15 protein-coding genes are annotated in these 14,323 nt (G+C 71.6%); 5 read left to right on the top strand and 10 right to left on the bottom strand.

Features of this window, described 5'->3' with window-relative positions:
• Positions 1 to 40: 40 nt before the first annotated feature.
• Complete coding sequence (locus tag H7827_RS23450) at positions 41 to 919, top strand: deoxyribonuclease IV (RefSeq protein ID WP_386538641.1); 879 nt, start codon at positions 41 to 43, stop codon at positions 917 to 919.
• On the opposite strand, the gene H7827_RS23445 is transcribed toward H7827_RS23450, so the two are convergent.
• A complete protein-coding gene (locus H7827_RS23445; protein WP_386538598.1) occupies positions 886 to 1,530 on the bottom strand; it encodes a sulfite oxidase-like oxidoreductase in 645 nt (214 codons plus the stop codon). The two genes, H7827_RS23450 and H7827_RS23445, sit on opposite strands and share 34 nt — an antisense overlap.
• 171 nt (positions 1,531 to 1,701) lie before the next feature.
• On the opposite strand from H7827_RS23445, the gene bfr reads away from it, so the two are divergent.
• Positions 1,702 to 2,184 (top strand): bacterioferritin, encoded by a 483-nt coding sequence (gene bfr, locus H7827_RS23440; RefSeq protein ID WP_386538600.1) that lies wholly within the window; start codon positions 1,702 to 1,704, stop codon positions 2,182 to 2,184.
• Positions 2,185 to 2,228: 44 nt separating this feature from the next.
• Here the strand turns inward: bfr and H7827_RS23435 are convergent, their stop codons facing one another.
• The 5 genes from H7827_RS23435 to H7827_RS23415 all read right to left on the bottom strand — a co-directional run bounded on the left by H7827_RS23435 (position 2,229) and on the right by H7827_RS23415 (position 7,177).
• Positions 2,229 to 2,774 (bottom strand): hypothetical protein, encoded by a 546-nt coding sequence (locus H7827_RS23435; protein WP_432747251.1) that lies wholly within the window; start codon positions 2,772 to 2,774, stop codon positions 2,229 to 2,231.
• Positions 2,759 to 4,867 carry a hypothetical protein gene (locus H7827_RS23430; RefSeq protein ID WP_432747250.1) on the bottom strand — a complete coding sequence of 703 codons (2,109 nt, stop codon included), beginning with the start codon at positions 4,865 to 4,867 and terminating at the stop codon, positions 2,759 to 2,761. The genes H7827_RS23435 and H7827_RS23430 overlap by 16 nt, the downstream gene beginning before the upstream one ends.
• On the bottom strand, positions 4,854 to 5,303 hold the full coding sequence (locus H7827_RS23425) for a hypothetical protein (protein ID WP_432747249.1): 450 nt from the start codon (positions 5,301 to 5,303) through the stop codon (positions 4,854 to 4,856). Before H7827_RS23425 ends, H7827_RS23430 begins: the two co-directional genes overlap by 14 nt.
• Before the next feature lie 84 nt (positions 5,304 to 5,387).
• Complete coding sequence (locus H7827_RS23420) at positions 5,388 to 5,693, bottom strand: (2Fe-2S)-binding protein (protein WP_432748041.1); 306 nt, start codon at positions 5,691 to 5,693, stop codon at positions 5,388 to 5,390.
• 134 nt (positions 5,694 to 5,827) lie between these two features.
• Positions 5,828 to 7,177: a class II 3-deoxy-7-phosphoheptulonate synthase gene (locus H7827_RS23415; RefSeq protein WP_432747248.1), complete on the bottom strand. Its 1,350-nt coding sequence runs from the start codon at positions 7,175 to 7,177 to the stop codon at positions 5,828 to 5,830.
• Positions 7,178 to 7,427: 250 nt separating this feature from the next.
• On the opposite strand from H7827_RS23415, the gene H7827_RS23410 reads away from it, so the two are divergent.
• The gene (locus H7827_RS23410) at positions 7,428 to 9,386 is read left to right on the top strand and encodes an anthranilate synthase family protein (RefSeq protein WP_432747247.1); all 1,959 of its coding nucleotides are present in this window, start codon (positions 7,428 to 7,430) and stop codon (positions 9,384 to 9,386) included.
• On the opposite strand, the gene H7827_RS23405 is transcribed toward H7827_RS23410, so the two are convergent.
• The 3 genes from H7827_RS23405 to H7827_RS23395 are packed head-to-tail and all read right to left on the bottom strand — an operon-like array spanning position 9,353 to position 12,061.
• Positions 9,353 to 10,012 carry a response regulator gene (locus H7827_RS23405; RefSeq protein WP_386538644.1) on the bottom strand — a complete coding sequence of 220 codons (660 nt, stop codon included), beginning with the start codon at positions 10,010 to 10,012 and terminating at the stop codon, positions 9,353 to 9,355. The two genes, H7827_RS23410 and H7827_RS23405, sit on opposite strands and share 34 nt — an antisense overlap.
• A gap of 23 nt (positions 10,013 to 10,035) precedes the next feature.
• Complete coding sequence (gene macS / locus H7827_RS23400) at positions 10,036 to 11,313, bottom strand: MacS family sensor histidine kinase (RefSeq protein ID WP_432747246.1); 1,278 nt, start codon at positions 11,311 to 11,313, stop codon at positions 10,036 to 10,038.
• Between the two features lie 19 nt (positions 11,314 to 11,332).
• Complete coding sequence (locus H7827_RS23395) at positions 11,333 to 12,061, bottom strand: lysophospholipid acyltransferase family protein (RefSeq protein WP_200367860.1); 729 nt, start codon at positions 12,059 to 12,061, stop codon at positions 11,333 to 11,335.
• 111 nt (positions 12,062 to 12,172) lie between these two features.
• Between H7827_RS23395 and H7827_RS23390 the strand changes: the two genes are divergently transcribed.
• On the top strand, positions 12,173 to 12,955 hold the full coding sequence (locus tag H7827_RS23390; RefSeq protein WP_030734467.1) for an alpha/beta hydrolase: 783 nt from the start codon (positions 12,173 to 12,175) through the stop codon (positions 12,953 to 12,955).
• Positions 12,864 to 13,589, top strand: coding sequence for a hypothetical protein (locus tag H7827_RS23385; protein ID WP_432747245.1), 726 nt, complete (start codon positions 12,864 to 12,866; stop codon positions 13,587 to 13,589). Before H7827_RS23390 ends, H7827_RS23385 begins: the two co-directional genes overlap by 92 nt.
• Positions 13,590 to 13,598: 9 nt before the next feature.
• Here H7827_RS23385 and H7827_RS23380 read toward each other — a convergent pair whose 3' ends face one another.
• A complete protein-coding gene (locus tag H7827_RS23380) occupies positions 13,599 to 14,306 on the bottom strand; it encodes an endonuclease/exonuclease/phosphatase family protein (RefSeq protein ID WP_432747244.1) in 708 nt (235 codons plus the stop codon).
• Between the last annotated feature and the right edge of the window lie 17 nt (positions 14,307 to 14,323).

Genomic DNA, 14,323 nt, shown 5'->3' with positions numbered 1-14,323 from the left:
GCAAGCTTTCCGGGTGACCTCAGATCGCGACCGCAATCCCATGGGCGGCCACGTCCCCGTAGCCGGGGGCCTGGCCGCCCGTGGCCTTGCGTACGCCGCCACGCTGGGCGCGGAGACGCTCCAGGTGTTCGTCGCCAACCCGCGCGGCTGGGCCACCCCGCCCGGGGACCCGGGCCAGGACGAGGAGTTCCGCGCCGGGTGCGCCGAGCGGCGGCTGCCCGCGTACGTCCACGCGCCCTATCTGATCAACCCGGGCTCCGCCGATCCGGTCACCGCCGAGCGCTCGGTGCGCTCGCTGCGGCACTCGCTGCGCCGGGGCCGGGCGATCGGCGCCCGGGGCGTGGTGGTGCACACCGGTTCGGCGACCGGCGGACGCGGCCGGGAATCGGCGCTGGCCCAGACCGGGGAGCTGCTGCTGCCGCTGCTGGACGAGCTCACCCACGACGAGGACCCCTACCTGCTGCTGGAACCGACCGCGGGCCAGGGCGCCTCCCTGTGTTCCCGGATCGCCGACCTGGAGCCGTACCTGGCCGCGCTGCGCGGCCACCCCCGGGTGGGGATCTGCCTGGACACCGCCCACGTCTTCGCCGCCGGCCACGATCTGGCGGCCCCGGACGGGGCGCGCGCGACCCTGGACGAGCTGGTCCGGGTGGCCGGCCCGGACCGGCTGCGGCTGATCCACGCCAACGATTCCAAGGCACCGGCCGGATCGCGGCGCGACCGCCACGAGAACATCGGCGCCGGCCACATCGGCCGCGCCGCCTTCGCCGAACTGCTGCGCCACCCGGCGACCGCCGGCGTCCCGCTGATCATCGAGACCCCGGGCGGACCCGAGGGTCACGCGGCGGACGTGGCCCTGCTGAAGGAGCTCAGGAAGACACCGGCTCACAGCTCGGGGCCGTCACCCGGCTCCTCCTGATAGCTGTAGCGCTGCTCGCGCCAGGGGTCGCCCAGGTTGTGGTAGCCGCGCTCCTCCCAGAACCCGCGGCGGTCGGCGGTCATGTACTCCACGCCGCGCACCCACTTGGGACCCTTCCAGGCGTACAGCCGCGGCACCACCAGACGCAGCGGGAACCCGTGCTCCGCCGTCAGCAGCTCACCGTCGCGATGGGTGGCGAACACGCTGTGCCCGTCGGCGAAGTCGGCCAGCCGCAGATTGGCGCTGTAGCCGTACTCCGCCCACACCATCACATGAGTGACGCCCGGGGCGGGGGGTACGAGGGAGAGCAGGGTGCTGGCCCGCACCCCGCCCCATTCGGCGCCCAGCATGCTGAACTTGGTGACACAGTGCAGATCGGCGACCACCGTCTCGTACGGCAGAGCGCTGAACTCCTCGTGGTTCCAGCACCGTTTGTCGCCGGTGGCGGTCGCGCCGAAGACCCGGAACTCCCAGCGTTCGGCCCTGAACCGCGGCACGGGCCCGTAGTGGGTGACCGGCCAGCCGCGCTGCTCACGCTGTCCAGGTGGCAGCCCTCCGGCCGCCTGTCGCGTGTCCGCTTCCTCCTCCGAACGGCTTTCCGGGTGACCCATCCCTCTATGGTGACAGACCTGACATGCACAGTCCGCACCGCCACCCCTGACCCGGCGAGAACTCCCCGGAAACGGGGTAATTCGGTAAGCCTTCGCTTACTGGACGTAATCCCCCGGGGGTGCCACGATGCCTCGAACACCTGCCCCTTCTCGCGGAAGGAGCGCGCTGCCATGCAGGGCGATCCCGAGGTCATCGAGTTCCTGAATGAACAGCTCACCGCCGAACTGACGGCCATCAACCAGTACTTCCTGCACGCGAAGATGCAGGAGAACTTCGGCTGGGTGAAGCTCGCCAAGTACACCCGCGCCGAGTCCTTCGACGAGATGCGGCACGCGGAGGTCCTCACCGACCGGATCCTGTTCCTGGAAGGGCTGCCCAACTACCAGCGGCTCTTCCATGTCCGGGTGGGCCAGACGGTCACCGAGATGTTCCAGGCGGACCGCCAGATCGAGGTGGAGGCCATCGACCGCCTGCGCCGCGGCGTCGAACTCATGCGCGCCAAGTCGGACATCACCTCGGCGAAGATCTTCGAGTCGATCCTGAAGGACGAGGAACACCACATCGACTACCTCGACACCCAGCTCGAACTCATCGAGAAGCTGGGCGAACCCCTGTACATCGCCCAGCTGATCGAACAGCCCGACGAAGCCTGAGCCCCAGGGGGCGGGCCACTCACTCCGAGCGGCGGTCCGCCCCCTCAGCAGCCGTACGTGTCCTTCGCGGAGGCCATGAAGGCGGCAGTGAAGTCCGCCATGGCCCGGCGGCCCTCCTCGGACACCTGCACGGCGTCACGCCTCCATATGTTGATCTCCAGCACGGCCTCCGGCCCCACGCCGGGACAGTGCGCCCTGATCAGTGACCCGTTCGAACCGAGAAGAGCCTCGTCACCGGCCACCGAGACTTCTTCCTCCACGCGGAATCCGAACGTAGTCGGCGCCGCGTCGTACCACTCACGCAGACTTTGGGAAACGTATTCGAAACTGAAAACATCGATCCCCAGAGCCGATTGGCCATCGATATCGACCCGGCACAGCATGTCTGCACTCGATTTCACCCGAGGATTTCTGACCTCGATCTCTCCTCCCGCAGGGAGAACGGCCCCGGTAAGTTCCGGATCCGTCGCTATCCCGCACAGACTCTCGGGGGTTTCGTAGGCTCCCTCACGGGAAACGTACAACCACCCCGAGACGACAACTGCGAGGGCCGCAATCGAGAGCAGCGGCCACTTCAGGAGCTTCGCCAAGGGTTTCCTCCGTTGATCCCGACAGCGCCCATATGCCCTTGTCCAGCGGCTTCCCTCACGGTTCGCTCCGCGTCGGTGAGCGCTTGTTCCGGGGAGAGACCTCCCGCCGAATCCGGGTGCAGCGCCAACCATTGCGCCGCCAGTTCGTTCATGAATACATTCTCATAGGCATAGTATTCACTGCGATTTTCCATGGCCTGGGTCGCACTGTCCGTGCCGGACCACTCCACCCATTGGCTTCCGAATAGTTCGATGGAACTGCGCAGAATTCCGCCCGCGTAAGGAATTTTCTCCGCAATGTTTCCAATGGAACGATAGGTCCACCGGTCCGACCAGACGGAATCATCGTCGTCAATTTCCAGAGCCTCAAATCTGCCGTTCTCCAGAAACCCAATGGATTGCCCTATGCCTTCGAGAACAAAATCTGTGCTCCCTGTGGTGTCGCTACTGATGCGCTCGGCATACTCCGCCGCCATCAGCACATGGAGAATGTCGTAGGCCTCGGGACTCCGGGAGATCTGGTTGGAGATCTCCGCAAGGTGGCCGGGGTCCAGGGGGATTTGGCTCCCCGAATGATTGCTGGCCGTGTCGAAGACCTCCGCCCGGTACTCTCCCAGCAGCCTCGCCATGCCCTCGCGAAATTCTGCGTCGAAGTCGTTGCCCGTTCCGGCGCTCACGTCCATGACATGCCGGAACAGACGCAACTGCTCGGCACTGTGCTCTGGCGACAAGGGGGAGGGCTCGTCGGAGCTGCGTCCCGAGGTGGCCGCCAGGAGAGCGTCCATGACGGCGTCGCGGGCCGCGCTGCGGCCCGTTTCCGTCTCCTCGCTCAGGTTGGGGGCGTAGGAGCGCTCCTCCAGGAAATACGCCGTGGTGTCCGTGGGTTCCGTCGAGGAGAAGAACGCGTACGACGCGTCCGGGTTGTTGTCCAGGGCCCGCATGAAGCCGGTGGCCGGGTCGTAGCGGAACTCCAGGCCGGGAAGCGTGGAGGTGGTCGGCGGTACCCAGCGGGCGCCGTCTCCCGAGGGCTGCTCGATGGCGATCAGACGGTCCCCGTACGCCGTGAGATAGTCCGTGTCCCACTCGCCGTGGCGCATGAGATCGCTCATGATCTGCGCGCCCAGCAGCGCTCCACCGTTCTCCGGTCCGTGTATCCGGTCGAGCTGGTCGAGGACATCCGCCTGCCATGTCTCCATCCGGGCGCCACCGGCCCTGGTCGCCGTGCCAAGGGTCGCGCCGAGGGCTTCCCGGGCCTCCTCGACCGAGCGCAGGTACTCCTGCGTCGGTTCACGGTAGGGATCCACCAGCACCAGGTTGGACCAGAAATCGAGGACACCGTCGGCGCCCAGCGTGGTGGTGAAGTGGACGGCGAAGTACTCGTTGTCCCGCTGGGCCGTCAGAATCTCGGTCGCCCGCTCCAGCCCCTCCTGGGTCAGATATTCGCCGGAACGGTAGAGCCCGGCCAGTTCGGAGGCGTCTTCCAGCCCCTGCATACGTGCGGCGCTCTCCATACCGGTCAGCGGGGGGACGCCGAATCCCTCCCCGGCCTCGCCGGCCAGATCACCCAGGGCGCGGGAGGCAGTGGCATCCGCCTCGGCGGACCGTGCCAGGACCTCTTCGATACGGCGCACGATGTAATCGACGTCGGCCTGCTGTGCCTGTCCCGGACTCGAGCGGTGCGAGCCGGTCCAGCGCTCCATCCGCTCGAGTTCCTCGTCCGCGTACGCGCCGTTCAACCGCGAGTAGACGGTGCCGTCCGAGTGGATACCGAGCGACAGATCGGCGGCCTCCGTCTCCACCGCCAGCAGGTCGTTGCGAGCCTGCCGCTGGGCGTCCAGCAATCCGTTCAGCACCTCGTGAACGGAGAGCGCCGTCTCGTGGGCGTAGCGGAACCGCTGCCCGGTGAGGGTCAGGAACGGCTTCGCCATGTCCGCCGTTTCCCCGCGCCAGTCCAGCGGTTCGACCTTGGTGAGGAAATCCCGCTCGGCTTCCTCCGCCAACTCCCCCAGTCGGCCGGCCAGAGTGCTCCAGTCTCCCGCCGCCGATTCGAGATGCGTCAGCTTCAGCCCGTACAACTGCTCATATCCGGGCATCGGGCCCCCCGCTCGTTCCCCACATCCCGATGATCTCGGTGGGGCCGGGATCCCTCTCGGTGATCTCCTGGTTCGTCCGGTGTAGTTGCGCGACCACCTCGGCCTCCAGCTCCGTGTGCGAGGTGGAGGAGAGACCGAGTCCGTCCTCAATGGTCTGGCAGTCGGCCACCAGGTCCATGGTTTTGCGGAAGAAGCGGTTGGCCATGGTGGTGAGCGAACCGGCGGAGGCGAGATCGGCGACCCTCAGGTCGGCGGCGGCGCTGAGGCTGGCCGAGGTCGCCAGGCCGGCCGTGGCGGACAGGCCGAAGCGGAGTGCCCGCGCGTCCTCGGCGATCCCGTTCAGCGCCGCGGGATCCAGCGAGAGGTCGGGGGTTGTGGAGCCGCCGCCCCCGCCGGAGTCCGAACTGGTGCGTAAGGCCTCTTCGCGCCCCGACATGCCTTCCCCCACGGCGAGTTGTGATCCAGCGAGGCTCACGGTACCAAGGAGGGCGCCCTCAGCGTGAGGGATCGGCCCCGGGGCTCAGACGGCGGCGGCCGGGGTGCGTGCGGGCCGCGGGGAAAGCGCGGGGGCCGGGGCGGCGGGGAGGGGCCGGGCGGTCGTGGGCACGGCGGCGGGCTCGGGGGCGCGGCGCTCGGGCGCGGCGGCGGCGGCCGGTTCGCGGCGGGGGCAGGGGCGGCCCAGCAGGCCCTGGATGCGGCGGACGCACGAGCCGCAGTCCGTGCCGGCCCCGCTGGTGGCCGCGATCTGGCGGGGAGTACAGGCGCCCGCGTCCGCGTGGGCGCGGACCTGGTCCTCGGTGATGCCGAAGCACGAGCAGACGTACACCCGCTCCACCTCCCGCAGTGATCTTCCGATCTTAGTAAGGCAAACCTCACCTTACCTTCCCGTCGCCGGACAGAGAACAGGGCCCCGGTGTGCGCTGGCGCACTCCGGGGCCCCGCCCCTGTTCTCCGGTGGCCTCAGCCCCGGTACATCTCCGCCACCAGGAAGGCCAGATCCAGCGACTGGCTGCGGTTCAGCCGGGGGTCGCAGGCCGTCTCGTAGCGCTGGTGCAGGTCATCGACGAGGATCTCGTTGCCGCCGCCGACGCACTCGGTGACGTCGTCGCCGGTCAGCTCCACATGGATGCCGCCGGGGTGGGTGCCCAGGCCCTTGTGGACCTCGAAGAAGCCCTTCACCTCGTCCAGCACGTCGTCGAAGCGCCGCGTCTTGTGCCCGGAGGCCGCCTCGAAGGTGTTGCCGTGCATCGGGTCGCACACCCACGCCACCTCGGCGCCGGACGCCGTGACCCGCTCCACCAGCGGCGGCAGCAGGTCGCGGATCTTGTCCGCCCCCATCCGCGTGATGAAGGTCAGCCGCCCCGCCTCCCGCTCCGGGTCGAGCCGGTCGATCAGCGCCAGCGCCTCCTCCGGAGTCGTGGTCGGGCCGATCTTCACCCCGATCGGGTTGGAGATGGAGGCCGCGAACGCGATGTGCGCCCCGTCCAGCTGGCGGGTCCGCTCCCCGATCCACACCATGTGGCCGGAGACGTCGTACAGCCGCCCGCTGCGCGAGTCCACGCGGGTCAGCGCCGCCTCGTAGTCCAGCAGCAGCGCCTCGTGCGAGGCGTAGAACTCCACCGAGTGGAACTCGGCCGGGTCGGCGCCGCACGCCTTCATGAAGTTCAGCGCGTTGTCGATCTCCCGCGCCAGCGCCTCGTAGCGCTGGCCGGAGGCGGAGGTGCGCACGAAGTCCTGGTTCCAGGCGTGCACCTGCCGCAGGTCCGCGTACCCGCCGGTGGTGAAGCCGCGCACCAGGTTCAGCGTGGCGGCCGAGGCGTGGTACATCCGGCGCAGCCGCTCCGGGTCCGGGATCCGGGCCTCGGGGGTGAACTCGGGGCCGTTGACCGAGTCGCCCCGGTAGGAGGGCAGCGACACCCCGTCGCGGGTCTCGGTCGGCTTCGAACGCGGCTTGGAGTACTGGCCGGCGATGCGCCCGACCTTGACCACCGGGACCGCGGCCGCGTACGTGAGGACCGCGCTCATCTGGAGCAGGGTCTTCAGCTTGGCGCGGATCTGGTCGGCGCTGACCTGGTCGAACGCCTCGGCGCAGTCGCCGCCCTGGAGCAGGAACGCCTCGCCCCGTGCCACGCTCGCCAGCCGGGCCCGCAGTTGGTCCGCCTCGCCGGCGAACACCAGCGGCGGATAGCCCTCGATGTCCGCGGTCACAGCGCGCAGAGCCTCGAGGTCCGGATATTCGGGCTGCTGCGCCGCGGGCAGGTCTCGCCAGGAGGAAGCGATGGAGAAGCTGCTGTCAGCGTTCACGGTCACGCGCCCAAGGTTACGGGTTCGTACGGGTGGCGTTTCCCCGCGCCCGCGAAGTGAGACGGGGGCCACTCGGGCGCTATAGTCCACGGCATGCGCACGCAGCAGACCCGTAACTGGTGGTGGCCCGCTCCCTCGGCGGCCCACTGACTGCGCGCATCCCGCAGCACGACGCGAAGGCCGCCCGAAGGGGCGGCCTTCGGCGTTCGCCGGCCATCGGGTCGCCCCTTCCCCACCCAGGACAGGGGTTGTCACCATGGGGCACCACTCATCACCCGCAGCCGTCATCGAGCGGCTGCTGAACGGCGGCGAGCCGTTCGCCCTCCTGCACCGGCGCACCCCGGGGCGGGTGCGCTCCGGCGAGGGCACCATCGAGGTACTGACCGGCCCGGTCCACGAGGTCGACCGGATCGGCGCCCTCCCGCTGCCCGAGCGGCCCGGCATCGGGGCGCTGGCCCTGATCCCGTTCCGGCAGATCGCCGAGCGCGGCTTCGAGGTCACCGACGACGGCACCCCGCTGTCCGTCCTGGTCCCGGACCGGGTGGAGGAGCTACCGCTGGCGCGGGCCCTCGACGCGCTGCCCGCGCACGCCGTCTCCGTGGCCGAGGGCCGTTTCGACATCGACGACCCGGCGTACGAGGAGATCGTGCGCACCGTGCTGCGCGAGGAGATCGGCGCGGGCCAGGGCGCCAACTTCGTGATCCGGCGGACGTTCACCGGCCGGATCGACGGCTTCGCCCGGCGGGACGCGCTCGCCCTCTTCCGCCGGCTGCTGGCCGGCGAACGCGGCGCGTACTGGACGTTCGTGGTGCACACCGGCGAGCGCACCCTGGTCGGCGCCAGCCCCGAGGTGCACGTCCGGATGCACGGCGGCACCGTCGTCATGAACCCCATCAGCGGCACCTACCGCTACCCGGCCACCGGACCCGACCCGCAGGGGCTGCTGGACTTCCTCGACGACCCCAAGGAGATCGAGGAACTCTCGATGGTCGTCGACGAGGAGCTGAAGATGATGTGCGCGGTCGGCGACCGGGGCGGGGTGGTGATCGGCCCCCGGCTGAAGGAGATGGCGCATCTGGCGCACACCGAGTACGAATTGCGCGGGCGCAGCACCCTGGACGTGCGCGAGGTCCTGCGCGAGACGATGTTCGCCGCCACCGTCACCGGCAGCCCGGTGGAGAACGCCTGCCGGGTCATCCGCCGCCACGAGCCGACCGGACGCGGCTACTACGGGGCCGCGCTCGCGCTGCTGGGGCACGACGCCACCGGGACCCAGACCCTGGATTCACCGATCCTCATCCGCACCGTGGACATCGCGCCCGACGGGGCGCTGCGGCTGCCGGTCGGCGCCACCCTGGTACGCGGTTCCGACCCGGCCGGCGAGGTCGCCGAGACGCACGCCAAGGCGGCCGGGGTGCTGGCCGCACTCGGGCAGCCGGTGACCGCGGCCCCCGGCGAGCGGCCGGTACGGAGCGCCGCCGCCGCGCCCGCGGTCCGCGCGCTGGCCGCCGACCCCCGGGTGCGGGCCGCCCTGGACGGCCGCCGCGCCGGCCTCGCGCCGTTCTGGCTGCGGATGCAGGACCTCGCCCCGCGCCGCCCCACCGGAAGCGGGCGGGTGCTGGTGGTCGACGGCGAGGACACCTTCACCTCGATGCTCGCCCACCTGCTGCGCACCACCGGCGCCGATGTCACGGTGGAACGCTACGACGCTCCGGGGCTGCCCGCCCGCGCCGCCGCCCATCCCGGGCCCGTGGTGCTGGGCCCCGGACCCGGCGACCCCAACGACACCGCCGACCCCAAGATGCGGCTGCTGCGGACGCTGACGGCCACCCTGCTGGCAGGGCCGCACCCCGGCGGCATCCTCGGGGTCTGCCTGGGCCACGAGCTGATCGCCGCCGAACTCGGCCTGGAACTCCATCGCAAGGAACACCCGTTCCAGGGGGCGCAGGAACGCATCGACTTCTTCGGCCGGCCCGAGACCGTCGGCTGCTACAACTCGTTCACCGCCCGCTGCGATCAGGACACCGCGCACGAACTGCGCGCGCACGCCATCGAGGTCAGCCGCGACGAGGCCACCGGGGACGTGTACGCGCTGCGCGGGGAGGGCTTCGCCTCCGTGCAGTTCCATCCCGAGTCGGTGCTGACCCTGGGCGGCCCGGCGATCGTCGCCGAGCTGCTGGATCACTCGGTGTCGAGCCCGCGTTCGATCGCGTAGCGCACCAGCTCCACCCGGCTGTGCAGTTGCAGCTTGCCGAGGGTGTTCTGCACATGGTTCTGCACGGTGCGGTGCGAGATCACCAGCCGGTCGGCGATCTGCCGGTAGGTGAGCCCCTTGGCGACCAGCCGCAGCACCTCCGTCTCCCGCTCGGTCAGCTGCGGCACCTCAAGGCCGCCCCCGCTCCCCGGGGGCGGCCCCGAGGCCAGCCGCCGGTACTCCCCCAGCACCAGGCCGGCCAGGCCGGGGGTGAAGACCGGATCGCCCCCGGCGGTGCGCCGCACGGCCTCGGCCAGTTCCTCGGCGCTGGCTGATTTCACCAGGTAGCCGGTGGCCCCCGCCTTCACCGCCTCCAGCACGTCCTCCTGCTCACCGCTGGCCGACAGCACCAGCACCCGGGGCCCCTGTTCGGCGCCCGCCCCGGGAGCGCCGGCCAGCCGCCGGCACACCTCCGCCCCGGGCAGCCCCGGCAGGTTGAGGTCGAGCACCAGCACGTCGGGGCGTACCGCGCGGGCCCGGCGCACCGCCTGCGGGCCGTCCCCCGCGGTGGCCACCACGTCGAACCCGGCCGCCCCCAGATCCCTGGCGACCGCGTCGCGCCACATCGGATGGTCGTCCACGACCATCACCGTCACCGCCTGTCCCGCGCTCACCGGCCGGTGTCCTTCCGCCCGCGCTGCCGGGGCAGCCGCAGCTCCACCTCGGTGCCCTGCCCGGGCACCGAGATCCAGCGCGCGCTGCCGCCCAGCTCCCGCATCCGTCCCCGGATGGACAGCGCCGCGCCCATCCTGCCCTCGGCCTCCGCCGCCGCCAGCCGCCCCTCGGGGATGCCGGGGCCGTCGTCGCGCACCGTCACGGTGATCTCCTCCGGCTCGTCCTCCAGCAGAATCCAGGCGGCCGCCGGCTCTCCCGCCGGGCCGCCCGCGTGGCTGCGCACATTGTCCAGGGCGGCACCGACAGCGGCGGCCACGGCCCGTGCGGTCTCCGCCGGCAGCGGTACGGGGCAGCCGGGGCCCGCGTACGTGACGGGCCCGCCGGGGCCGCCCGCCGCGAGGGTGAGCAGCGTGCGCAGATCGATCTCGGCGTCCGGGTCGTGCGGGGCCGCGGGCCGCTCCCCGGCGAGGAGCCCGTCGAAGGCCGCGCCCGGTGGCGGCCCGGCGGGGGAGCCGGCGGCCGCCTGCCGCTGCCCGGTGACCAGCGCCCGCAGCGCCACCTCCTGGTCGCCCGCCAGCCGCCCCAGCTCGGCGGCCTCACCGCCGATGGCCGTGCCGCGCCGCTGCACCATGGCCAGCACCTGGAGCACGCTGTCGTGGATGTCCCGGGCCAGCCGTTCGCGCTCCCGGTTCGCGGCCTCGATCCGCAGCGCCCTGGCCAGGGTGCGCTCACTGGCCCGCGCCACCTCCACCACGTAGCCGATCGCGATGCTCGCCACGCACACCAGCAGCGCGTTGTGCAGCGCGCTGCGCGAGAAGTGCCCGTCCTCCAGCAGATTGGCGGCGCCCACCAGCGCGGAGCCGAACGCGGCCCAGCGCCAGCCGCTCTTGATGGCCACCGCGATCACCGGGCCCGCCACCCAGATCGAGGGCAGGGTGGGGCCCACGCGGCCGGCGGGGTCGGCCAGCGAGCTGAGCAGGATGCCGCTCACCGCCATCGTCAGGTCCGCCGTCAGGAACCGGCCCGTGCAGCGCTCGGCCGAGGAGACGTTCGGCAGGGTCAGCAGGGTCCAGGCCGTCAGCAGCGCGAGGTAGCCGACGCCGAGCAGCGGCCGGCCGTAGTCCCGGTAGCCGAGCGCGAACACCGCCAGCGCGTAGCCGAGGGTGACCACCCGGTATCCGGTGAGCGCCCGCCACAACGGCTGCTCCACCGATATGCCCGAGGACGGCTCCGCCGTGCCCCGGTCCTCCCCCGTCCGCGCCTTGTCAGCCATCCGCCGGTGCCCCTCCCCCTCAGTCCGGCGAGGCTTCCTTGGCCTCCGCCTTCTTCCGCTTCGCCTCCTCCTCCATGGCCTTCTTGACCACCGAGGCGTAGGTGTCCACGTACTCCTGTCCGGAGAGCTTCATGATCGCGTACATCACCTCGTCGGTGACCGAACGCAGGATGAAGCGATCCCCCTCCATGCCCTGATAGCGGGTGAAGTCCAGCGGCGCGCCGATCCGGATGCCGGGGCGCATCAGCTTGGGCATCACCTTCCCGGGCGGCTGGATCTTCTCCGTGTCGATCATGGCCACCGGCAGGACGGGCGCGCCCGTCGCTAGCGCGACCCGGGCCAGACCGCCGGGCCGGCCCCGGTACAGGCGGCCGTCCGGGGAACGGGTGCCCTCCGGGTAGATGCCGAACAGCTCGCCGCGCTCGATGACCGCTATGCCGCTGCGCACCGCAGCCTCGCCCGCCCCGCGGGTGCCGGAGCGGTCCACCGGAAGCTGCCCGACGCCCTTGAAGAACGCCGCCGTCAGCTTCCCCTTGACCCCGGGGGAGGTGAAGTACTCGGATTTCGCGATGAAGGTGACCTTGCGGTCCAGCACCACGGGGAGGAAGAAGGAGTCCGAGAAGGACAGGTGATTGCTCGCCAGGATCGCGGGCCCTTCGGAGGGCACATGCTCCAGCCCCTCCACCCATGGTCGGAAGGCCAGCTTCAGCCCTGCTCCGACGGAAATCTTCATCGCGCCGTACAGCACTCCGCCAACCTCCTGTGTTCTTTCGTGCCCGACCCTACTGGGGATTTACTGTTCTTGGCGCCTCCGGGCCCACGTAGGCTGGCCGCACCCCCGCACCGAACGGAGGCCCCCATGCCCCTGCTGAGCGGAGCCGAACCCTTCTCCCACGCGGGGTCGGCCACCGGTGTGCTGCTGTGCCACGGCTTCACCGGCACCCCGCAGCCCCTGCGGCCCTGGGCCCGGCACCTGGCCGAACGCGGTCACACCGTGGCTCTGCCGCTGCTCCCGGGGCACGGCACCGCGCAGCGGGATCTGCGGGTGACCGGCTGGCAGGACTGGTACGCGGCCGTCGACCGTGAACTGCGGGAGCTGCGGGACCGCTGCGAGCGGGTGTTCGTGTGCGGCCTGTCGATGGGCGGCACGCTGGCGCTGCGGCTGGCCGCCCTGCACGGCGACCGGATCGCCGGCGTCGCGGTCGTCAACCCGGCGATCACCTTCCCGCGCGTCCAGGGGTTCGCGCTGCCGCTGCTGCGGCACGTGCTGCCCAGTGCGCGCGGGGTGGTGGGGGACATCCGCAGGCCGGACGCCCCGGCCGAGGTCGGCTACGACCGGGTGCCGCTACCCGCGGCGTACGCGCTGCGGCAACTGGTGCATCTGGTACGCGGCGAACTGCCGCAGGTCACGCAGCCGCTGCTGCTGATGCACAGCGCGGTCGACCATGTGGTGCCACCGGGTGACTCGGCCGTGGTGCTGGGTTCGGTGTCCTCCACGGATGTCACCGAGCTGGTGCTGGAGAACAGCTATCACGTGGCCACCCTGGACCATGACGCGGAGCGTATCTTTCAGGAGACGGACGCCTTCATCACCCGCGTCATCCGCCCCGCGACGAGGAAGACCGCCAGTGACGGAACGTGACCAGGAGCGCGGCGACGGCCGCGACCCGATCGACGAGGAAGCCGCCTGGGCTCAGATCGTCGCCGGATACGGCGAGGAGCCGGCCGATCCACCCGGGGTCTGGCCCAAGGGCGACGAGCTGGATCTGACCGACACCGTGGACCGGGTGCCGCCCGCCGAGCCGGACCGGGAGTCCGGCGCGGAGGCCGGCGGGGCCGGTGCGGCCGGCGGGACGGGTGTGCCCGGTGGGACCGGTACGGCCGGCGCCGAAGGCAGTGGGACCGGCGGGGCCGGTGCGGCCGGCACGGAGAGCGGCAAGGAGGGCGGCGGCACCGTCTCCGGCACGGGTACCGGCGCGTGGTCCGGCAGCGGCCCGCGCGACTGGGGCCCCGGCGAGGACCCCGACGGCGACCACTTCGTCCCGCCGGACCCGCCACCGCTGCCCGAGACGGACCTGACCACGAAGCTCGCCTGGGTGGCGGTGCTGGGCGGGCCGCTGCTGCTGCTCGGCTCGGTGCTCTTCCAGCAGGAGATGACCTGGTGGATCGTCACCCTGGGGGTCGGCGGTTTCCTGGGCGGCTTCGCCGCGCTGATCTCGCGGATGCGGGACGGCGACGACGACTGGACGGACCCGGGCAGCGGCGCCGTGGTCTGACGGGCAGCCTCAGGGCACCCGGAGGGTGGCCAGAACCGGCAGATGGTCACTGGCGGCCCGCAGATCGTGCTCCGTGACGCCGGGGTGGCCGAGCGGGACGCCGCACTCCTCCACGGTGACCCGTTCCGTACTGAGCACGGCGTCGATACGGCTGACCGCGCCGGTGGCGGGGTACGTGTGCTCCCCGCCCCGGGGAGCGGCGGCCCAGCCGTCGGTGAGATCGCGGGTGAGATACCGGAAGGCCGCGCCCCGCGGCGGCTCGTTGAGGTCGCCCGCCAGCACGGCGGCGGGCGCGCCCAGCGCCGCCAACTGCTCCCGTACCAGCGGCGCGTGCCGGCGCCGCTCCGCGGCGCGCAGCCCCAGATGGCAGCTGACCACGGCGAGCCGGGTGCCGGCGCCGAAGCGCAGGACGGCGCAGGCCAGTCCGCGCCGGTGCAGCCCGGGGGTGTACGGGAGGGTCACCTCCGCCACCCGCTCCACGGTGGGCCGCAGAGTGGTCATGATCATGGTGCCGCAGGTCGGGGCGCCCCCGCTGACGTACAGCAGCCCGGTGGCCCGCCCCAGCCGCAGGGCCCGGCGCCGCCACCCGGCGAACCGGGGCGCCTCCTGGACGGCGACCACATCCGGTGCGCAGGCCCGGATCACCCGGGCCAGCGCGGCGGTGTCATCACGCAGCGACCGGACGTTGTAGCTGAGCAGGCGCACGACGGCGGGCATACGCCCGAGGCTAGCGC

It is taken from the genome of Streptomyces sp. JH002, from assembly GCF_050916115.1.
Lineage (GTDB): Bacteria > Actinomycetota > Actinomycetes > Streptomycetales > Streptomycetaceae > Streptomyces > Streptomyces xiamenensis.
The sequence above is the reverse complement of the archived record's forward strand: the minus strand, read 5'-3'. Positions and strand labels throughout refer to the sequence as shown.